At 68.2% G+C, this 21391-nt stretch carries 17 protein-coding genes and 1 pseudogene; 10 read left to right on the top strand and 8 right to left on the bottom strand.

What is annotated here, in order from left to right; translation table 11 throughout:
* Positions 1-86: 86 nt before the first annotated feature.
* Positions 87-1142: a ferredoxin--NADP reductase gene (locus tag FND50_RS12780; RefSeq protein WP_005253784.1), complete on the top strand. Its 1056-nt coding sequence runs from the start codon at positions 87-89 to the stop codon at positions 1140-1142.
* Between the two features lie 6 nt (positions 1143-1148).
* Here the strand turns inward: FND50_RS12780 and FND50_RS12775 are convergent, their stop codons facing one another.
* The gene (locus FND50_RS12775; RefSeq protein ID WP_144286013.1) at positions 1149-1745 is read right to left on the bottom strand and encodes a CHAP domain-containing protein; all 597 of its coding nucleotides are present in this window, start codon (positions 1743-1745) and stop codon (positions 1149-1151) included.
* A gap of 25 nt (positions 1746-1770) precedes the next feature.
* A complete protein-coding gene (locus FND50_RS12770; RefSeq protein WP_144286012.1) occupies positions 1771-2544 on the bottom strand; it encodes a DNA alkylation repair protein in 774 nt (257 codons plus the stop codon).
* A 116-nt stretch (positions 2545-2660) separates the two neighbouring features.
* Between FND50_RS12770 and FND50_RS12765 the strand changes: the two genes are divergently transcribed.
* Positions 2661-3026 (top strand): SPW repeat protein, encoded by a 366-nt coding sequence (locus tag FND50_RS12765; protein WP_025432213.1) that lies wholly within the window; start codon positions 2661-2663, stop codon positions 3024-3026.
* Positions 3027-3112: 86 nt separating this feature from the next.
* Positions 3113-3766 carry a TetR/AcrR family transcriptional regulator gene (locus tag FND50_RS12760; RefSeq protein WP_144286011.1) on the top strand — a complete coding sequence of 218 codons (654 nt, stop codon included), beginning with the start codon at positions 3113-3115 and terminating at the stop codon, positions 3764-3766.
* Here the strand turns inward: FND50_RS12760 and FND50_RS12755 are convergent.
* The 4 genes from FND50_RS12755 to FND50_RS12740 all read right to left on the bottom strand — a co-directional run bounded on the left by FND50_RS12755 (position 3754) and on the right by FND50_RS12740 (position 9183).
* On the bottom strand, positions 3754-4527 hold the full coding sequence (locus tag FND50_RS12755) for a glutamate racemase (RefSeq protein ID WP_144286010.1): 774 nt from the start codon (positions 4525-4527) through the stop codon (positions 3754-3756). The two genes, FND50_RS12760 and FND50_RS12755, sit on opposite strands and share 13 nt — an antisense overlap.
* Before the next feature lie 32 nt (positions 4528-4559).
* Entirely contained in the window at positions 4560-5789 is a 1230-nt protein-coding gene (locus FND50_RS12750; protein ID WP_186301280.1) for an NAD(P)/FAD-dependent oxidoreductase, read from the bottom strand.
* Between the two features lie 84 nt (positions 5790-5873).
* Positions 5874-8405, bottom strand: coding sequence for an ABC transporter permease (locus FND50_RS12745; protein ID WP_144286009.1), 2532 nt, complete (start codon positions 8403-8405; stop codon positions 5874-5876).
* A gap of 4 nt (positions 8406-8409) precedes the next feature.
* Entirely contained in the window at positions 8410-9183 is a 774-nt protein-coding gene (locus FND50_RS12740; RefSeq protein ID WP_144286008.1) for an ABC transporter ATP-binding protein, read from the bottom strand.
* 144 nt (positions 9184-9327) lie between these two features.
* On the opposite strand from FND50_RS12740, the gene FND50_RS12735 reads away from it, so the two are divergent.
* The 6 genes and pseudogenes from FND50_RS12735 to FND50_RS12705 all read left to right on the top strand — a co-directional run bounded on the left by FND50_RS12735 (position 9328) and on the right by FND50_RS12705 (position 17440).
* Positions 9328-10245 (top strand): hypothetical protein, encoded by a 918-nt coding sequence (locus FND50_RS12735; protein WP_144286007.1) that lies wholly within the window; start codon positions 9328-9330, stop codon positions 10243-10245.
* A 72-nt stretch (positions 10246-10317) separates the two neighbouring features.
* Positions 10318-11880 carry a long-chain-fatty-acid--CoA ligase gene (locus FND50_RS12730; protein ID WP_144286006.1) on the top strand — a complete coding sequence of 521 codons (1563 nt, stop codon included), beginning with the start codon at positions 10318-10320 and terminating at the stop codon, positions 11878-11880.
* On the top strand, positions 11877-12311 hold the full coding sequence (locus FND50_RS12725) for a YchJ family protein (RefSeq protein ID WP_144286005.1): 435 nt from the start codon (positions 11877-11879) through the stop codon (positions 12309-12311). The genes FND50_RS12730 and FND50_RS12725 overlap by 4 nt, the downstream gene beginning before the upstream one ends.
* Before the next feature lie 659 nt (positions 12312-12970).
* Positions 12971-14796: pseudogene (locus FND50_RS12715) on the top strand (zinc ribbon domain-containing protein).
* Positions 14797-14838: 42 nt separating this feature from the next.
* Positions 14839-15441: a hypothetical protein gene (locus tag FND50_RS12710; RefSeq protein WP_054245417.1), complete on the top strand. Its 603-nt coding sequence runs from the start codon at positions 14839-14841 to the stop codon at positions 15439-15441.
* Between the two features lie 100 nt (positions 15442-15541).
* Positions 15542-17440, top strand: a complete 1899-nt coding sequence (locus FND50_RS12705) for an ABC transporter ATP-binding protein (RefSeq protein WP_144286004.1) — start codon at positions 15542-15544, stop codon at positions 17438-17440.
* Here FND50_RS12705 and FND50_RS12700 read toward each other — a convergent pair.
* The gene (locus FND50_RS12700) at positions 17421-18824 is read right to left on the bottom strand and encodes a maltokinase N-terminal cap-like domain-containing protein (protein ID WP_144286003.1); all 1404 of its coding nucleotides are present in this window, start codon (positions 18822-18824) and stop codon (positions 17421-17423) included. The genes FND50_RS12705 and FND50_RS12700 overlap by 20 nt on opposite strands.
* Positions 18821-20677, bottom strand: a complete 1857-nt coding sequence (treS, locus tag FND50_RS12695) for a maltose alpha-D-glucosyltransferase (RefSeq protein ID WP_144286002.1) — start codon at positions 20675-20677, stop codon at positions 18821-18823. Before treS ends, FND50_RS12700 begins: the two co-directional genes overlap by 4 nt.
* A 152-nt stretch (positions 20678-20829) precedes the next feature.
* Here treS and FND50_RS12690 point away from each other — a divergent pair, with 152 nt between their 5' ends.
* The gene (locus FND50_RS12690; RefSeq protein WP_144286001.1) at positions 20830-21381 is read left to right on the top strand and encodes a DUF664 domain-containing protein; all 552 of its coding nucleotides are present in this window, start codon (positions 20830-20832) and stop codon (positions 21379-21381) included.
* The last annotated feature ends 10 nt before the right edge of the window (positions 21382-21391 follow it).

The following is a 21391-nucleotide window of genomic DNA, read 5'->3' as shown; positions in this document are numbered from 1 at the left end:
CTAGGCAAAAACTAGAACCTGTTCTATATTTGGAGCAGGCAAGCGAGCGTTCCGGCGCTGCGAAGTACGGAAGGACTGCACACACGATGACGACTGTCGAGGTGCCGCACAGCTCACGATCGGTGGTGCTCACCGTGTCGGGCGTGGTCGAGGAAACCCCCGACTCCCGGTCACTGGTCTTCGACGTCCCGGCAGACCTCGCCGACAAGTTCGCCTACAAGCCGGGCCAGTTCCTCACCCTGCGCATCCCCAGCGACCGCACGGGCTCGGTCGCCCGGTGCTACTCGCTGGCCAGCTCACCGTTCACCGACGACGCCCCCAAGGTGACCGTCAAGCGGACGGCCGAGGGCTACGGGTCCAACTGGCTCTGCGACAACATCGCCGTCGGCGACACCCTCGAGGTCCTCCCCCCGTCGGGAGTGTTCACCCCCAAGTCACTGGACCACGACTTCCTGCTGTTCGCGGCAGGTAGTGGCGTCACGCCGGTGATCTCGATCCTCAAGTCCGCCCTCACCGAGGGGTCCGGCAAGGTCGTGCTCTTCTACGCCAACCGCGACGAGAAGTCGGTCATCTTCGCGGAGGAACTCCGCACGCTCGCGAGCCGGTACCCGTCACGGCTCGTGTCCATCCACTGGCTCGAGACGGTCCAGGGACTGCCGAGCGTCGATCAACTCGCCTCCGCCGTCGCGCCCTACCTTGGGCACGAAGCATTCATGTGCGGACCGGTGCCGTTCATGGACACCATCCACAAGGCCCTCGCCGACGCCGGGATGCCCCGCAGCCAGGTGCACGCCGAAGTGTTCAACTCGCTGGCCGGCGACCCGTTCCGTGACGCCGACGTCGTGGAGGTCACCGACGACGAGGCCGCCGACGCCGCCACCGTGGAGGTGGAACTCGACGGCGAGATCCACAACCTGAGCTGGCCCCGCAAGCAGACCCTCGTCGACATCATGCTGGCCAAGGGAATCGACGTGCCCTACTCCTGCCAGGAGGGCGAATGCGGGTCCTGCGCGTGCACCGTACTCGAGGGCAAGGTCGAGATGGAGAACAGCGAAATCCTCGACCCCGAGGACATCGAGAGCGGCTACATCCTGGGCTGCCAGGCCCGGCCGGTCACAGACCACCTCAAGATCGAATTCTGACTCCGCTCACCCGAGCCGGCCGAAGCCGACGACGGCGGAGTCGCTCGTCCAGTCCACGGTGTGGACGCGGATACGGCCGAACTCGTTGCCGCCGACCGTCGTAGCGGTGTCCCCGTCCACCGCGACGACGACGTTGGTGTGCTGGCCGACCCAGCTACTGTTGTCGTAGAGCACCACGTCCCCGACGCTCGGGCGGTAGCCGCCCCCGACCTCCTCGAACCGCGACTGCGACTCGTAGTACTCCTGCAACGTGTAGACCCCGGGAATCCGCCAGTGCCCGGAATTCGGATTCGCCAGCGGCAGGCCGGCTTCCCGCATGATCCAGCTGACGAAGTCCGCGCACCAGGGCTCCTCGACCCCTTCGGAGTAGAACGTGCCCGGCCGCTGCCTGTCGTGTTCAGCCTCGAGCAGCCCGACGATCCGTGCCTGCTGCGGCGACAACGCGGATGTGTCGACGGCCGGGAATTCTGCGGTGTCCCACGGTAGATAGCGGTCCGGCGCCAGCCACAACACCCCTCCCGCCACGACGACCATCACAGCGACGACGGCGCCGAGGATCACCCCGGCACGTCGGCGGCGGCGCGTGGGCGCGGGAGCAGTCATGCCACCGAATGTAGCGGGTATCCAGTCACCGCATCGCGCGGTAGCCCGCACGCTCCTCTGCGGTCAGATGCTCGCACGCATACGACAGGGCGGTGCGGCCCATCGCCGCGGCGTGCCGGTCGAGGAAACCGGTCAGCAGGGCACGGTCGACCCGCTTGCCGACCTCACGCAGCATCCAGCCCGTTGCCTTCTGGGTGAGGTCGCGACGATCCCCGAGGACGGACTCCGCGACCTCGAGCGTCGTGGACGCATCACCCCGCCGGATGAAGCCGAACGTGGTGAGCAGCGCGACGCGGCGCCGCCACAGGTCGTCGTCCGCGGCCAACTCGTACACCGGGTCTCGCGGCCGGTCGAACAGCCACCCGCCGAGGATCCGCTCGGCGGACGCGTCCACCAGATCCCAGTTGTTCACCCGGCCCCGCATCACCAGGTCGAGGTAAAAGGACGCGATCTTCTCGCCCAGTGCGTCGTCGCCCGCCTTCGCCGACCTGTCGAACTGCGTGACGAGCACCAGCAGCCCCGCCAGTCGATGCTCGTGCACCGGGCTGTCGAGCAGTACCGCCACCTCCGGCAGGTCCAGGTCGGCGTGCGCCCGCACCACGCCGCGCGTGCGGGGAACCCGCACGCCGATGAAGACGTCGCCCTCCCCGTACTCCCCCGGACCCGTCTTGAAGAACCGAGCCAGAGCAACGGCGTCGGTCTCGTCCGACACCTCGTCGAGAGCGCGCTTCACGTCGTCCGCGGTCGAAGTCACGAAGGCACTCTCCCACACCTCACCGACAGCGCGAGCGAAGATCACGAAACATGCTCCGACCTGCGGTTACCGTTATCCGACTGCAACAGGTCAAGTATTGATCGGGCGGTCAATCAGGCGTGTACTCGAGGTGGACACAATCCATTTCGAGGAGGCCGGACATGAGATCGTGGAGTCGTATGCAAGATGTGGTGGCGATCGTGATCGGAGCCTTCGCGGCGCTCTCGCCGTTGTGGCTCGACACCAACAACGCCGCGATGTGGTCACTCATCGTCCTCGGTGTACTCGTGGCCCTCTCCGGTCTCGTTCATATGAGCCGCCCGGAGATGACCGTGGCCGAGTACGCGATGGCCGTCTTCGGAGTGCTGTTGTTCCTCTCCCCGTGGGTGATGAACTTCGACGCATTCACGGGCGCGTCGTGGACCGCATGGGTCGTCGGTGTGCTGGCAGTCGTCGTGGCTGTCACGGGGTTGCCGATGATGAGTTCCCGGATGCACGGACACGGAGGGCTGGCGACACATCACTGATCTGTGAACCACAGCACCGAGAACATCGATTCGGGCGGGGCGCAGGCTTACGGCCTGCGCCCCGCCGTTCACGTCGGGAAAGGCCCATGCCAGCACCCCATCTCGGAAAGCCCGGTGGCCCCCAACCGCGGAAAGGCCGGCGGCGGCGCAGCGCGAAGATCGACGGCGACGCCCGGGAACTGATTCTCGATTCCGCCGAATCCCTCATCGCCATACACGGATTCGATGCCACGTCCACCGCATCGATCGCCTCTGCCGCACACGTCCCGAAAGGACTGGTGTTCTACTACTTCCCCTCCAAGACCGACATCCTCCTGGCACTGCTGTCCGAGCGGCTCCCGACCGAACCCTTCGGCGACGTGGGACCTTTGGTGACGCCGGGCGACCCCGCCGCCAGCCTCGTCAACCTCGACGCCGCACTGAACCTGCGCGATCACCACTCGTCGGTGATGCGGGTGATCATCTGGCGCGAGGCCGAGACCCACCCGGACGTCCGCGCCCACCTGAGGCGGTTCCGCGACTACCTCAGCGACATCACCGAACGACTACTGCAGGCCAGTTCGCCGTACCCCGTGCAACCCGGGACGCTCCGGGCCTGCGCGACGGCGTGGGTGGCCGCGATGTTCTCCGTCGCAGGCAACGACCGTCTGCACGACCTCGACGACCTGCCACGACGACACGGCGAGGAACTCGGCAACGTCGCACGCGTCGTGGCGGCCGGGATGGTTCAGCTCGGCTGAGAACGCCCCGCCGACAACAGCTGACCGGCGGGGAACGCCTCCGCGCTCGCGGGCAGCCGCCCGGGCCTGCCGCTGAGGAAGACCTCGACGGTGCCCTCCCCCGCGCTCGGACGGTTCAACGCATCGATACGGCGGAGGGTCTGCGCCGCCACCGCCTCCGCGCTGTCGAACAACCGCACCCCGGCGGGAAGCTGCGCCGCGATCTCGTCGGCCATCAACGGATAGTGGGTGCAGCCCAGCACCACCCCGCCGACATCGCCGGGCGTCCGCTCCACGGCGGAAGCGATGGCAGCGATCGCGGCCTCCCGCTCACCCCGGTCGATGGCCTCCGCGAGCCCGTGACACGCGACCCCCACCACCGCACTGCCGTTCCCGAACTTCTCGATCAGATCGGCCTGGTAGCGGCTCGCCGTCGTCGCCGCGGTCGCCCAGACGGCGACGGACTCGAACGCCGCGGCGGCCGGCTTGATCGCCGGCACCGTCCCCACGACCGGAATCTGCGGTCCGACGAACTCCCGGACGTGGTCGAGCGCGGTGACGCTCGCCGTGTTGCACGGCAGCACGATCACCTCGGCGCCGCGGTCGACGCTGCGCTGCGCGGTCGCGAGAACACGGTCGATCACCCACTGCTCCGGCTTGGGACCCCACGGGGCCCCCTCCGGATCCAGCGCGAGGATCAGATTCAGTTCGGGTCGCAACTTGCGCAGCCACGCCGCCGTCGGCAGCATGCCGAGACCCGAGTCGATGAGCGCAACAATCACCCGGAGAATCTATCGCGCCCCCGCCCCGGGCCCTACGCCGACGCGGCCTCGAGGACCTCACCGATCGGAGTTCCCGCCGCGATCTTGGCCCGCATCTTCATGACACCGCCCGCCATCCCACCGCCGACGACACCGGCCAGGATGCCGTCCCGCTCGTAGTAGGCGAGGAACTTGCGGCCGTCGTCCTTGATCACGTGCACCTCGTCGGTGGCCGACACCGTGCCCAGGGCCTGGATCTTGATGTCGTACTGATCGCTCCAGAAGTACGGCACCTGCGCTGCGGCGTTCTCGTCGCCGGTCCCGGTCAACGCCCCGGCGAGGATCTTGGCCTGCTCGCCGGCATTGCTCCAGTGCTCGACGCGTTTGCGACCGCCCACCTGCAACTGCCATGCCGCCACGTCGCCGACCGCCCACACGTGCGGGACCGCCGTGCGTCCCACGCCGTCGCACACCACCCCGTTGTCCAGTTCGACACCCGAGCCGTCGAGCCACGCGGTGACCGGCACCGAGCCGACACCGATCGCCACCACGTCGACGTCCACCTCGCATCCGTCGCCGAGGACGGCTCCGGTGACGCGGTCCGTGCCCACCAGCGAGGTGAGCCCGACACCGGCACGCAGGTCGACTCCCTCGTCCGTGTGCAGCCGGGCGACGAGACCGCCGACCTTCTCGCCGAGCACGGACGCCAGCGGTGTCGGCTGCGGCTCCACCACCACCACGTCGAGACCACCGGCCCGCATGCTCGCCGCCAGCTCGCAGCCGATGAAGCCCGCCCCGACGATCAGTGCCCGCTTGCCCTCGGCGAGGTCCGCGCGCAACGCCAGGCTCTCGTCGATGGACCGGAGAACGTGGACGCCCGCGAGGTCGGGCAGACCCGGTATCCGCCGCGGCACGAGGCCGGTGGCGATCACCAGTTCGTCGTAGCCGAGTTCGGTGCCGTCCGCGAGTCTCAGGATGCGGGAACCGGTGTCCACCGAGGCCGCCTCGACCCCCAGACGCAACTGGATGTTCTTCTCGTCGAAGAACTCGCGCGGCTTGAGCGTGGTGTCGCTCTTCTCCCCGCGCATCACTTCCTTCGACAGCGGCGGGCGGTCATACGGAAGGTGCGGTTCACCGCCGAGAAGCACCAGGTCACCCTCGTATCCGGCCCGCCGGAGTTCCTCGGCTGTGCGCAGACCTGCCAGGCCCGCTCCGACGATCACAATTCTCTGCACTGTCCCCGTACCCGCCCAATCTGCCCCTGCGACGAACATGACCGCCATCACATCTCTGGCACAAGTCATATCAAACGCGCTCCGCACCCGTGAGTACTTGTCAACCGCCCGCGGTTGACAAGTACTCACGGGTCAGAGATCGGCGATGGCCTCCAGCGGCCGGGTGCGGGCGGCCCGGCTCGCCGGCCACAGCGCGGCGAGGACGCCGACCACGCCGGATCCGAGGAGCATCGCTATCACCTGCCCCCACGGCACCGTCACCTGGTCGAGCCCCTGGTCCTTCAGGGTGCTCACGAAACCCCAGCCGAATGCGATGCCGAGCAGCACGCCGACGGCCGCACCGAACACCGCGATCAGCATCGACTCCAGGTAGATCGTGCGACGCATCTGGGACCGCTGCATTCCGACCGCGCGGAGCATGCCGATCTCCCGCCGACGCTCGACCACCGACAGCGCGAGCGTGTTGATGATGCCGAGAATCGCGATCACGACGGCCAGTGCGAGCAATCCGTAGAGGATGGCGAGGAGTGTGTCGATCTGTTGCCCCTGTGTTCCCTTGAACTGTTCGCGGTCCTGCACCTGAACCACGACGAACTGCTTGGTCGCGGATTCGAGGTCGGCGCGCAGCTGCGTCAGATCCGCACCCGGCTTCGCATCGACGAGGACAGCCAGATCGGGAATGGTCGCGGCGGGCATCACCTGGCGGTACACGTCGTCCGAGACGAGCCAGTCGCCGACCAGCTGGTTGTCCTCGAAGACACCTGTCACCTCGGCATCGACGACTTTGCCGTCCGCGCTCGTCATCGGGACGGTCGTCCCCAGTGTCCAGCCCTTCTGCGCGGCCGTCGTCTGGGACACGATGAGGTGGTTACCCGTCAGATCGGCGCCGCCCGCGACGAGCTTGTAGTCGAGGACGCCCTCGAGCGGGCCGTCCAGCGACGCGCCCTGCTGCTGCTCGTCGTCGACCTTCACGGACACCGGATGCAGGGCGGCGGCGCTCTGGACGTCGTCGAGGTTCCGTACGGCCCTCGCCGCGCCGCTGGGCACACCGATCTGGTTGGGGCCGGTGAGCACGTAGTCGGCGGACACCCCCGAGTCGACGAGCTGATTGACGCTGGCCTTCGCAGACGCGCCGAACACGCCGATCACGGACACGAGCATCAGACCGAGCGTCAGCGCGAACGCGGTGGCGGCGGTGCGACGCGGATTCCGCACGGCATTGGTGCGGGCCAGGCGCCCGACCGGGCCGAACGGCTTGGCCAATACCGCTCCGAGGGCCCCGACGATCGGCCGGGACAACGCCGGGGCGGCGAACAGCACGGCCAGGATCAGACCGAGCGCGCCGGCACCGACGACCGCGGCCGCGCCCCCACCCGTGCCGCGCGAACCGATCACGAGTCCCACGACGCCGAGGACACCGAGGACGGCACCGGCGATGGTCCGCACGTGCAGTGAGTCACCGGTGGACGCGAATTCCTCCCGCATCGCCGCGACCGGCGGCACCTTGGACGCGCGCCGGGCGGGCGCGTACGCGCTGATCGTCGTCACCAGCACCCCGACCACGAGGGCGATGAGAATCGTGCGCGGCCCCACCTGCAGGGGACCCTCGGGCAGACCGACGTCGAACGCGTTCAGCAGTCCGCGCAGACCGTAGGCCAGGCCGACGCCGGCGGCGATCCCGATCGCGCTGCCGATCACGCCGACCACGAGGGCCTCGAAGACCACGGAACGGCCCACCTGCTTGCGGCTGGCACCGATCGCGCGGAGCAGCGCCAGTTCGCGCAGGCGCTGGGCCACGATCATCGAGAACGTGTTGTAGATGATGAACGTGCCGACGAGCAGGGCGATCGCACCGAATGCGAGGAGGAAGTAGTTGATGAAGCTCAGCGCCTCCGTCACCTGCGCCTTGGTCTCCTCGCGCACCTCGTCGCCGGTCTGGACCTTCGCATCGGGAATGGCCGCGGCGATCTCGTCGCGCAAGGCGGACTGGGACGGACCCGTTCCGGCGACGTCGATGTACTCGACGTGCTTGCCGTCGGTGAACAGTTCGCGGGCCTGCGAGTCGACGAACGTCGCGCCGATGAATCCGCCGGTCTCGTTGCCGGTGTCGTAGATGCCGGAGACGGTGACGTCGACCATGCCGCGAGCGGGCACGAGAACCTTGGTGGTGTCGCCGACCGCCAGTTGCGCGCGTTCGGCGGCACTGGCGTTGACGGCCATCTGACCGACCTGGGCCGGCGGGCCGCCCTGAACGTATTCGTCGGGTTCACCGAGCGCCTGACCCGGCGGGAGGTACGACTCGCCGATGCTCGGCGCACCACCCGTCTGGACGGCGGCGCCGTCGGAGTCGATGAGGACGATCTGCCCGCTGACAGCTGGTGCCACCGCGCGCACTCCGTCGAGCGCGGTGATGGTGTCGAGGTCGGCGAGGGGCACTCCGCTGGAGTTGCGCTCCTCGCTCGACACGCGGACGTCGACCCCTTGCGCGGTGTTCTCGAAGATCGAGTCGAACGTCTTCTGGAGTGTGTCGGTGAAGACGAAGGAGCCTGCGACGAACGCGGTGCCGAGCACCACGGACAGCACCGTCAGTGCCAGCCGAACCTTGTGTGCCGCCAGGTTGCGCAGCGACACCTTGCGCATCGGAGCGCTGGATGTGGACGCCATGCGGTCAGACCGCCGCGTCGGACGTAAGGGCGTGGGCGGGCTCGTCGAGTCGCTTCATCGTATCGAGGACCGAATCGGCCGTCGGGTCCCGCAGTTCGTCGACGATCTTGCCGTCGGCGAGGAAGACCACCCGGTCGGCGTAGGCCGCCGCGCGGGGATCGTGCGTGACGATGACGACGGTCTGGTGGAACTCGTCCACCGCCGCCCGCAGGATCGCCAGCACCTCACCCGACGACTTCGAGTCGAGGTTGCCGGTGGGCTCGTCGCCGAAGATGATCTCCGGCTGCCCGGCCAGGGCGCGGGCGCACGCGACCCGCTGCTGCTGACCGCCGGACAACTCGCCGGGGCGATGCTCGAGACGGTCCTGCAGTCCGAGCTTGGTGAGCACGTTCTCGAGCCACGCGGCGTCCGGCTTGCGGCCCGCGATGTCCAGCGGAAGGGTGATGTTCTCCAGTGCCGTCAGAGTCGGCACCAGGTTGAACGCCTGGAACACGAAACCGATGCGGTCGCGTCGCAGCTGCGTCATCTGTTTGTCCGTCAGCGTCGTCAACTCGGTGTCGCCGATCAGGACGGAACCCGAACTGGCCGCGTCGAGACCTGCCAGGCAGTGCATCAGCGTCGACTTACCGGAGCCGGACGGTCCCATGATCGCGGTGAACTCACCACGGGCGAACTCGGCGGATACCGCGCTGAGCGCGTGAACCTGGGTGTCGCCGGTGCCGTACGTCTTGGACAGCTCGACAGCACGGGCAGCGACAGCGGGGGCATGCGTGCTCATGATCGCCTTTCGTCATTCCTCTTGTGGCGGTCCGGCCCCGTGGTGACGGGCCGGGACGGTGCACGCGCGGCGCACTCCTCCATCTTGTCGACACCCGCGGCGGCCCGCCATCAGGGACCACCCTGATCTTGGGTCCCCGCGGCCGTGATCTCGGACACGGAGACCCGCGCGGAAACTCCCACGACGGAAGTACCGACCTGGGAGAATTCCGGTATCGCCGGTGCGAAGGAGAGCCTCATGGCCAACGAATCCCCCCAACCCCGGGCGGGATCGCGGTTTCTCGACGCGTTCCTGCAATCACCCTTCGCCGGCCTGGCGCCGTGGATCGTGATGTCGCTGCTGTCCGGTCCCGGGCGGTTCGAGGAATCGGTCGCCACCGCTCTCGGGTTGTCGATTCTGTTCCTGTTCCTCAGCCACCGCCGCGGCGGAACCCTCAAACCCCTCGAAGTGTTCGACATCCTCTATTTCGGCTGCCTCGCCGCCATCGGACTGTTCGCGTCCGACGACCTGATCACGTGGCTGGAGAAGTGGTCGGGCGAGATGTCGAGCCTGGCGCTGGTCGCGTTCGCGTTCGGCTCGCTGCTGCTACGCAGTCCGTTCACCCTGCCGTACGCGAAAGAGACCACGCCCGAGGAATATTGGACCTCGCCGCTGTTCCTCAAGGTCAACCAGCTCATCACGCTGGTGTGGGCGCTGTCCTTCACGGCATCGGCGGCGGCCGGACTGTACGGCGACCTGGTCCTCGACCAGCCGGACAATTTCTGGACGGGCTGGATCATCCCGATCGGAGCGCTGCTGTTCGCGCTGTCCTTCACCGAGTGGTATCCGGACGTGGCGAGCGCGCAGGCGCCGCGGGAGCCCGGAGAACCGCAAGAGGTGGCACCGCCCCTCGTCAAACTGTTCGACTTCCTGCCGCCGTTCGTGGTCGGCGTGGGGATCGCGATGCTCGTCACCGACAACGACCCCGACTGGCTGGGCATCACTCTGATCGTGGTCGGCGCCGTCGGCACCGCCGCGCTGCGACGCGCGGACACACAGAGCCGAAGCAGTTCGGCCGCGTGAGGCAAAACGTCACTGATCGGATCACCGACTACTAGCCTGATGTGACTGACGTCACAGACGAGAGGTGGGCGCATGTCGGACGCCGACAACGAGATCATCTTCGACCGACTCGCGCACTGGGCGCAGGTCCGACCGGATGACGTCGCCGTGCAGTTCCAGGGCACCGAATACACGTGGTCCGGATGGCACGACCGGATCCTGCACATCGCGGGAGCCTTGGCGGAGGGCGGAATCGGGGCGGGCGACACGGTCGCGTTCGTCGACAAGAACCATCTGTCCTGCCTCGAGGTCACCTACGCCGCCTCGCTTCTCGGCGCGGCCGCCGCAGTCCCCAACTGGCGATTGGCCGGTGAGGAACTCGACTACGTGATCAACGATTCCGGGGCGCGGATCCTGTTCGTGGGCAACGAGTTCCTCCAACAGGTCATGGCACTGCGCGACCGGCTGACCGGCATCGAGCAGATCATCACCGTCGGCGGAGAGCACGACGAGTTCGAGCCGTGGCTCGCCGAGGCGTCCGTGCTGTCGTCGCCACCGGAGGTGGGAGCGGATGCGACCGCCCTGATCCTGTACAGCTCGGGAACCACCGGCAGGCCGAAGGGGGTTCAGCTGACCCATCGCAACCTGATCGCCCACAGCGCCGCCGTGCTCGAGATCCTGCCCGCGCGGCACGACGACTGCCTGCTCGTCGCCATGCCGCTGTTCCACGTCGGCGGCAGTTGCTACGCGATCATGGGCGTGCACGCCGGCGCCCGATGCCACTTCACCAGGGAGGCCGACGCCCCGTCCCTGTTCGGCGCGCTCGCGGCGGGTGCGAACATCGCGTTCCTGGTGCCGCCGGTGATCGCCGGAGTGCTGGCCGCGGGCGAGCAGGCCGTGGCCGCGTTCAGCGCGCTGCATCGCATCACGTACGGAGCGGCGCCGATGCCGCTGCCGTTGCTGCGCAGCGCGCTCGCGGCCTGGCCGGAGGCGGAGTTCGTCCAGGTCTACGGAATGACCGAGTGCGCGGGTGTCGTCACCGCTCTGCTGCCCGAGGTGCATCGCGACCCGGCGCAGGAGGAGAGGATGGCGTCGGCGGGACAACCCATTCCCGGTGTGGAGATGCGCATCGTGGACCCGGCCACCGCCGAGGACGTCGCCCCCGGCGAGACGGGGGAATTGTGGTGGCGTTCGGAACAACGCACGCCCGGGTATCTCGGCAAACCCGAGGCGACGGCGGAGGCCGTCACCGCCGACGGATGGTTGCGCAGCGGCGACATGGGACGCGCGGACGCCGACGGTTTCGTGTTCATCGAGGACCGGCTGAAGGACATGATCATCACCGGCGGTGAGAACGTGTACTCCCCCGAGATCGAACGGGTGCTCGTCGAGCATCCGGCGGTGGCGGAGGTGGCGGTGATCGGCGTGCCCGACGACCACTGGGGTGAGACGGTCAAGGCTGTCGTGGTGCCGGTGACCGGGACGAGAATCGAACCGGACGAGCTGATCCACTACACCCGCCAGCGGCTGGCGAAGTTCAAGTGCCCGACGACGGTCGACATCGTCGATCTGCTGCCCCGCAACCCCACCGGCAAGATCCTCAAGCGGGAACTCCGCGCGCCGTACTGGAAGGACCGCGCCCACAAACTCGTGTGACCGCCGTCCATACTGGTACCGTGACCGCTCGATGCCCCTGCCTGCTCGGTGAACCGTACGACGAGTGCTGCGGGAGGTATCACCGCGGCGAGACGACGGCGCCCACGGCCGAACGCCTCATGCGATCACGGTTCAGCGCGTTCGCCGTGCTGGATGCCGGCTACCTGCTCGCGACGTGGCATCCGAGCACGCGGCCCAGGACTCTCGACCTCGATCCGGAGCAGCGCTGGACCCGCCTCGACATCCTGGGAACGAGCGGCGGCGGACTGCTCGACACCACCGGCACCGTCGAGTTCCGCGCGCACTACGTACTGGACGGCCACCGCGAATCGCTGCACGAGAACAGCCGATTCGTCCGGGAGGACGGCAATTGGCTGTACCTGGACGCGATCGCGACGCCACGCCAGGGGCTTCCCGCTGTTGATCGATAATCCTTTACTACTTCATAGTATCTACTACTCTCTGCGGCAGGCGGATTGGTGAGGCTGCGGAGTTGCTGGGCATGTTGGTCGCGGGTTGCGTTAGGTGGCGTCGGAGGGTCGGTTGCGGTCTCGGCGTACCGGTGCGGGACACCGGATCTCTGATCGCGCGGATCTGGACGTCTACCTGGGCAGGCCCGCGTCGGTTTGGTGGCGGTGGCGCCGGAATGGGCGGAGGCGCTGTGTTACCGGGTGCCGGGCTCCAGGCAAGTGGCATCGCTGGAAGACCGGGGGAATGTGTTGCGGGAGAGTGCCGGTGGTGTGGTGCACCCGGTCTCCGAGGGACCGCGGCTTGTGGGCTCGGGCAGCGGGCGGGGCGCGGCCGGATGCTCGATAGCGCAGCCGAGGGCCGAGGCACGGTGGTGCGGGTGCGGTGGCGAGACCGGTTGGCCGCGTTCGTCGGTGGCGTGGATCGGGCGCTATTTGTCAGAGGGGGGTTAGTGTCCGAGTTGGGCTCGACCGGAACGATGAGTTGCTGGTAGAGGATCTGGTGGATTACTTCACGGGGGTTGGTGGGTCGATTCCCGGCCGGTGCTGCCGGCTGCGGTCGAAGCGGAATCAGCGCAGGCGCCGGGGCGAATGCCGCAGACCGGTTGGGGTAGGGGTAACCGATGAGTACCACCGGAGATCGTCGGACTGCGGTTGCTGCGCGGCAGTTTTCGGTGACCACCCGCGCCCCTGCGGCGCTCGATGACGAGACCGGGGAGTCGATCGGCCTCGACGATGTCGATATCCGGGTGGGGTGGCTGCTGGACCTGATCACAACGGCCGGTGCCGAGTTGGTGTCGCGACTGTGGCGGCCGGCGACGTTCGATGTACTCGCCGCCGGGCGTGACCACCAGGACCGGAGGCTGCCCGCGCAGGGGCATGTCGCCGCGGCCCGGCTCGGCTGGACTCCGACCTATCCGGAGGGGGTCTATGTGCCGTCGCGGGTGAGCCGGGTGGTGACGGCGCAGGTGATGGCGACCCTGCGGACCCTGCGGATCCTGGCCTACCGTGACACAGCGATCGCGGCGCTGTCGACCCGATTCGATCCGGACACCGGGGTTGTCGCGCCGCCGATCGGGTCGGGCGATCACGTGTCTGCGGGTTTCGCTCGGGGCGTGCGGCGCCAGCTGATCGCACGCGCCCGCTCCAGTGGCGGGGCACCGGCCAGCCGGATGCGGATCACCGACCTGCAGGGACCACCGCAGATCGCGTCAATGGCCCGACTGTCGGCCACCGATCGGCAGCTCGCGCAGCTTGCCGTGACCGGTGACGAGCTGGTGTTGACGGTGAAGCTGCCGACCTGTCCCGCCCCGGCGGGGCGGGCGCAATGGCGGCGGGTGCGGCTGACCGCCGCCATCCCCACGCACCTGCACCGCCGGGCGATCACCGATTGGCATCTGCCGACCCTGGTCCTCGACCGCCGGGGTCTGTTGTGGAGGTGCGCCGCGACCGAACTCGTCCCGGCAGGCGACCTGGACTCGGCCGCCGTGGCGGTGGGGGTCGACTGGTCCCCGTCCACGCTCGGTGCCGCCGCCATCACCTCCGAGAACTCGGAAGGGCTGTCCTCGGATTACCGGGGCTGGACCTACGACGACCGCGGCCTCGGGATCAAACTGGCGCGCCTGCAGGCCGAGGGGCAGCTGCTGCACCGCAAGGCCGCCCGGCTGACGCGGCTGGCCGCCACCGCCCCACCGGAGGTCCGCGCCCAGCTGGAGGCGAAGATCGCTGTCCTCGACGCCCACCGCACCGCGGTGGGTGCCAAGCGGGGGAAGATCAACCGGGAACTCGCCTTCCACTTCGCCCGCCAGGTCACCGGCTATGCCGCCGGGGCGGGCGCGCAGGTGATCGCGGTGGAAGATCTCACCACCCTCGAGACCCGCGGACACGGACGAGTCAACAACAACCGGGCCGCGCAGTCCGCCCGCCGCCAAGCGACCGCCGCCCTCACGCACACCGCGGCGGGTGTCGGCATCGCGGTGGTCACGGTGCCCGCCCGAGGATCCTCCGCACAATGTCCGGGCTGCGACGAACCACTTGCCCGTCCCGGCGGCTACCACACCGCCTGGTGCCCCGCCTGCCAGGTCGGCGGCAACCGCGACCACGTCGCCGGGGTGAACCTGGCCAAACGCGCCTTGCTGGGTCGAGGCAAGGCCACTCGTCGGCGTGGGCAGTCACCCGCGGTCCGGTGGCCGAGCATGCGCCGGTACGGCCATCGCGCGACAAACAGGGTCCCACCCCGAGCAGACCACGGCACCGCCGGGTCCGCCACCGCCTGCCCACCGTGACACCGCGGATGGGGGTGAATCCGAAACAGCAACTTCCTGCACCTCGAGCGTCGGTGTGGGACACGGTCAAATCCACCCCACCGCAAGGTGATGCGGGTAGCCGTGACACACGTCTATCTCTGACGCCCGCCACATCAGTGGCAGATAGTATGAGATTTACGTAGACGCTCCCTCGTGTCTGATCGGCCCCGGCTTACGATCGGATCATGATCAACCACCGGATCGGTCCTTTCGCCGCGTTCGCCGCCTGCGCCCTGACCCTGACGCTCACCGGATGCTCGGAGTCGAACTCCGCCAGCAGTGTGGCGGCGACGTCACCGGCCGCGGCCGCCACCACCAGCAGCGCCCTCGAATCCGAGTCGGCGCCGATCCCGACGGACGCGTCGCCGAAATCGTCCGCGGCGTCCGAGTCCGCGAAGCTCACGGTCACCGACGTCCGCGTCGGCGAGCACGAGGGATTCGACCGCGTGGTGTACGAACTCGGCGGCAAGGGCACGCCGGGCTGGCGGGTCGCGTACGTGGACGAGGCGGTGCAGGACGGCAGCGGCAAGACCATCCCGGTGTCGGGCAACGGCATCCTGCAGGTGCAGATCGACGGCTCGGCGTACCCGTTCGACAGCGATGTGGAGGGGTACTCGGGCCCCAACCCGGTGCCCGGTGTTCCCGGCGGCACGGTGACCGAGGTGAACGGCGCGCTCGTGTTCGAAGGTGTCACGCAGTCGTTCATCGGCGTGACCCGACCGGACCGTCCCTTCACGGTGTCGGCCCTGTCCGATCCGACGCGGGTGGTCGTGGACGTCGCGAAGTAGCGCTTCCCGCCCGCAGTTTGACCTCGAGTAACGTTGAGGTTCTACCGTCGTGTCATACCCCGGCTCTACCGTGGGGGGATAGCGACAGGAGGCCGCTGGCATGAGCATGGAAGTCACGGCGTGGAACGCGATGTACAACGCGATGCACGCCCAAGAGGATCGTCGACCCTTCTCCCGCACGACGTTGCGGCGGGTAGCCCGATTCGCCCTGCCGCATCGGCGCAGCCTCGGGTGGTATCTGCTGCTCAGCGTCGTCACGGCCGCGCTGGCGGTGGCCACCCCGGTGCTCGCGGGCCGTGTCGTCAACGCCATCGTCGGGGGCGACGCGGTGTCCGTCGTCGTGCGCCTCGCGGCACTCATCGCGGTCATCGCCGTACTCGAATCCGCACTCGCCCTGTGGACGCGGTGGCTGTCCGCGAGCATCGGGGAGAACCTGATCCTCGACCTGCGGACCGCCGTGTTCGACCACGTGCAGCGGATGCCGATCGCGTTCTTCACCCGCACTCGCACCGGCGCGCTGGTCAGCCGCCTCAACAACGACGTGATCGGTGCGCAGCGCGCGTTCAGCGACACGCTGTCGGGCGTGGTGTCGAACCTCGTCACGCTCGGCATCACGCTCATCGTGATGATCGGGATCTCCTGGCAGATCACGCTGTGCGCGCTGCTGCTGTTGCCGATCTTCGTCCTGCCCGCCCGCAAGATGGGAGCGCGGCTGGCGCAACTCAATCGTGAGGCAGCCAACCACAATTCGGTGATGAGCACTCAGATGACGGAGCGGTTCTCGGCGCCGGGTGCCACACTCGTGAAGCTGTTCGGCCGTCCGTCCGAGGAGTCCGCCGAGTTCGCGGTCCGTGCCCGGCGGGTACGGAACATCGGCGTCCGCACGGCGATGCTGCAGTCGGTGTTCGTCACCGCGCTCACTCTCGTGTCCGCTCTCGCGCTGGCGCTCGTCTACGGGCTGGGCGGTTTCTACGCACTGCGCGGACAACTCGACGCGGGTGCCGTCGTCGCGATGGCGATGTTGCTGACCCGGCTGTACTCGCCCCTCACCGCACTGGCCAGCGCACGCATGGACGTGATGAGCGCGCTGGTGAGCTTCGAGCGCGTCTTCGAGGTCCTCGACCTGAAGCCGCTGATCGCGGAGAAGCCCGACGCGGTCGCGGTGCCCGAGGGCCCCGTGTCGGTGGAGTTCGACTCCGTCGAGTTCGCATACCCCTCGGCCGACAAGGTGTCGCTGGCGTCGCTCGAAGAGGTCGCGACCCTCGACACCCGCGGCGGCGTCGACGTGCTGCACCAGCTGTCGTTCCGCGCCGAACCCGGGCAGATGGTCGCGCTGGTGGGATCGTCCGGAGCAGGCAAGTCCACCATCGCCCAACTGGTTCCCCGGCTCTACGACGCAGACGCCGGCTCGGTGAAACTCGGCGGGGTGGACGTGCGCGACCTGACCGCCGACTCCGTGCGGGCCACCGTCGGCATGGTGACTCAGGACGGGCACCTCTTCCACGACACCGTGCGGGCCAACCTCCTGCTCGCCCGCCCGGGCGCCACGCCGGCCGAACTCGCGGAGGTGCTGGAACGGGCGCGGCTCACCGACCTCGTCGCCGCCCTGCCCGACGGCCTCGACACAGTGGTCGGCGAACGCGGCTACCGGCTGTCGGGAGGCGAACGCCAGCGGCTGACCATCGCGCGCCTGCTGCTCGCGCATCCGCGGGTGGTCATCCTCGACGAGGCAACGGCGCACCTCGACTCCACGTCCGAGGCCGCCGTCCAGGAGGCGCTGGGCGAAGCCCTCGCCGGACGGACCGCGGTGGTGATCGCGCACCGGCTGTCAACCGTCCGCGCCGCCGATCTGATCCTCGTGGTCGAGGCCGGGCGCATCGTCGAACGCGGCACCCACTCCGAACTGCTCGCCGCGGGCGGCCGGTACGAGGAGCTGTATCGCACTCAGTTCGACACGGGCACGGTGTCGTCCCCCACCCTCACCGAGGTACTCCGGTGAGTCTGCGAATGGCCGAGAGGGGCAGGCCGATCCAATTCGGGCGGTTCCGCGCCTCGTACACGGTCTCGTACACCGCCTTGTCGAGTTCGTAAGCCCGCAGCAACGCCGCCGCCTCACGCGGGTCGGTGCCCGACACGGAGGCATAGCCCTCGCAGAAGGCGTCGGCGTTGCGCTGCGCCCACTCCCTCGCGCGGAAGTCCCGCTGCGACGCCGCCCCCATCGCTCCCATCGGCACCGAATCGGCCAGCAGGTGGTGAGCGGCGTAGTCGAACGACCGCAGCATTCCCGCGACGTCCCGCAACGGACTGTCCCGTTCCCGGCGCTCGTCGAGCGTCTTGGCGGGCTCCCCCTCGAAGTCGATGAGCAGCCACCGCTCCGGCGTCCGCAGCACCTGGCCGAGGTGGAGGTCGCCGTGAATCCGCTGGACGGTGGTGGCGCCCAGAGCTTCCGCCTCGGCGAACTTGCCCCGCACCGCCGAGGCCACCTCTCCCAGTTCGGGAACGATCGAGGTGGCGGCGTCCAGCCTGCGCGTCATCGCCTCCACGGCCGTCGACGCCACCTCTCGTTCCTCCGCCCCGAGCGCACGCGCCAGGGTCGCGTGCACCTCGGCGACCGCTGCGCCCATCCGGTAGGACTCACCGGCGAAGTCCGTCCCCAACTCCGCGGCGTGGAGATCCGCTTCGATCAGGAGGTCGCGGACGCTGCCTAGCGCCATACTCCACCCGTCCGCCGAGTTGGCCTCGAAATCCTGCACCATCGCAAGGGTGGTCAGAATCCCGGCCACGTCCGTCTCCATCCACGCCCGCAGCGTCGCCACGTACTCGCTGCCCGCCTCGGCGAGCGCGAGGTGGAGTTCGACGTCCGGGTTCACCCCCGGCGTGACCAGACGGAAGATCTTCATCAGAAGCTTCTCCCCCAGCACCACCGACGTGTTCGACTGCTCAGCGCCGAGCGTCCGCCCGCGGAGCCCCGCTTCGATCACCGTGCCCGGCACGGTCTTCAACTGCACCGGCCCGGAACCCTCGGCCTCCGACAGCAAGTCGGCATACAGGGTGATGATCTCGGCATCGTGCAGGCCGTCGTACGCGATCATGATGTTTCCGTCGCCGTCCGGCAGCGCCCACGGCTCGAGGTCCTCGGGTAGATGACTGCGGAACCCCAGCGGTATCTGGTACACCTGCGGCGGCCCCGCCTCGAACTCCACCGACACCAGGAGATGCTCGGCGGAGAAGCCGACGACCGCCATCAGCTCGTGGCGCAGCAGGATCCGCACCGCCGAAATGGTGGTGCCCTTGGCGGCGAACCACCGCCGGTCCGGCAACCAACGGACGAGTTGCCGCTCGAGGGTCTCGTCGGGAATGCGTTCACTGCTGGGTTCGTTCACTGCTGCACCGCCTGTTCCGCTTCGCTGCTGACCGGGTGGCCGCTCACCGCGCCGTCGGACTTCGGATCCGGTTCCAGCGCAAACCAGAAGAATCCGTGACCGGGGAGTGTGATCATGTACCCGTCCTCCCCGATGGAGGGGAAGGGAACGGAACCGGTGAGCTCCACGGGAATTCGGCCGGCGAACTGGGTGAGGTCCAGGATCACCGCCTGCGGGAACCTGGACAGGTTGTTGACGCACAGAATGACGTCACTGTACGGCCGGTCCTGGCTCGGCGGCGTCTCCCGAACATACGACAGGACGGCCGGGTTCGCGCTGCCGAGTTCGGTGAACGACGCCGTTCCGAACGCCGGATGCTGTTTGCGGACCTGGATCAGGCGCCGGGTCCAGTGCAGCAACGAGTTGGTCGAGTTCATCTGCGCCTCGACGTTCACCGACTGGTAGCCGTACGTGGGATCCATGATGACCGGCAAGTACACTCGCGCCGGGTCGGCGCGGGAGAATCCGGCGTTGCGGTCGGGAGTCCACTGCATCGGCGTGCGCACCGAGTCCCGATCGCCGAGCCAGATGTTGTCGCCCATGCCGATCTCGTCCCCGTAGTAGAGGACGGGCGAACCCGGCAGGCTCAGCAGCAGCGCGGTGAACAGCTCGAGCTGGTTGCGGTCGTTCTCGAGCAACGGAGCGAGACGTCGGCGGATGCCGATGTTCGCCTTCATCCGCGGATCCTGCGCGTACTCGGAATACATGTAGTCGCGCTCCTCGTCCGACACCATTTCGAGCGTCAGCTCGTCGTGGTTCCGGAGAAAGATTCCCCATTGGCACGAGCTCGGAATCGGTGGGGTCTGCGCGAGGATCTCGGAGATCGGGAACCGGTTCTGCCGCCGCACGGCCATGAAGATGCGTGGCATCAGCGGGAAGTGGAACGCCATGTGGCACTCGTCGCCCACGTCCGGTTCCCCGAAGTACTCCACGACGTCCGACGGCCACTGGTTGGCTTCGGCGAGCAGTGCCCGTCCCGGGTACTCGGCGTCGATGACTGCCCTGCACTTCTTGAGAAACGCATGGGTCTCGGGCAGGTTCTCGCAGTTGGTGCCCTCCCGCTCGAACAGATAGGGCACGGCGTCCAACCGGAAGCCGTCGATTCCGAGGTCCAACCAGAACCGCAACACGTCAAACATCGCGTCCTGGACGTCGGGATTGTCGTAGTTCAGGTCCGGCTGATGGGAGAAGAAGCGATGCCAGTAGTACTGCTTGCGCACCGGATCCCACGTCCAGTTGGACGTCTCCGTGTCGACGAAGATGATGCGCGCCTCCGGATACCCTTCGTCACGGTCCGACCACACGTAGAAGTCGCCGTACGGGCCGTCGGGGTCGGCGCGCGACTCCTGGAACCATGCGTGCGTGTCGGACGTGTGGTTCATGACCAGGTCCGTGATGACTCTGATCCCGCGACGGTGCGCCTGATCGAAGAGCTGGACGAAGTCGTCGACCGTCCCGAACTCGGGGAGCACGGCGCGGAAGTCGCGGATGTCGTATCCGCCGTCGCGCAACGGCGAATCGTAGAACGGTGGCAGCCACAGGCAGTCGACGCCGAGCCAGGACAGGTAGTCGAGTTTGGACGTCAGCCCCCGGAGATCGCCCGTTCCGTCGCCGGAGGAATCGAAGAACGCGCGGACCAGAACCTCGTAGAACACCGCGGTCTTGAACCACTCGCTGTCCACCTGCAGTTCTCTGGCGTGGAAGAAGTCCTCGGACCGGGCCTCGATGATGTGGCCTTCCAGGTCGTGCTCCGGCGGGGCCGCGCCCTCCCGGGACGGGTCGGCGAAGGCCGACGACGAATCTTCCAGGGGCATAAGCACCTCGGTTCGCGACTCGATCACAGGAACAGGGGCGTTCCCCGGACACGTGCCTCGATCGTAGGTCGGTCCTGCCCGAACCGCTGGGGACGCGCGCAGCGTGTCGATCGAGGACAGTAGGTGTCCGCTATTGCCGCCACACTGGGTGCATGACCGAATCACCCAGCACCCAGAACCCCATCTCCGACGAGCGCGGACTCCTTCTCCTCATGCTGGACAACCAGCGCACCGCCTTCCGCAACGCACTGTCCGGGCTGACCGAGGAGCAGGCCCGCAGTGTGCCCAGCGCCAGCGAGTTGAGCCTGGCGTCACTCCTCAAGCACGTGATCGACGGCGAGGAGGCGATGACCTCCCGCATCACCGGGGCCCCGCGCGATGTCGGCGACGATCCGGTGGCAGCGTGGATGGCCGCATGGAACGTCGCCGAGGACGAGACCGTCGACGTTCTCCTCGCCCGCTTGGACGACGCACAGCGCGCCACCGAGGCCGCGGTCGCAGCCGAAACCGATCTGGATCGCGACGTCGACCTGCCCGCCGACGTGGCGCAGTGGATGGCGTCGGGAGTCACCTTCACCGTCCGCTACATGCTGCTGCACCAGATCGAGGAACTCGCCCGGCACGCCGGTCACGCCGACATCATCCGGCAATCCCTCGACGGTGCACGCGCCGATACGCTGGCCGGCGGCGGCAGCTGGTCCTGACTGTTTCCAC

This window comes from Rhodococcus sp. WB9 (assembly GCF_007558985.1).
Taxonomy (GTDB): Bacteria; Actinomycetota; Actinomycetes; order Mycobacteriales; family Mycobacteriaceae; genus Rhodococcus_F; species Rhodococcus_F opacus.
This window is presented reverse-complemented; position numbering and strand designations above follow the sequence as displayed.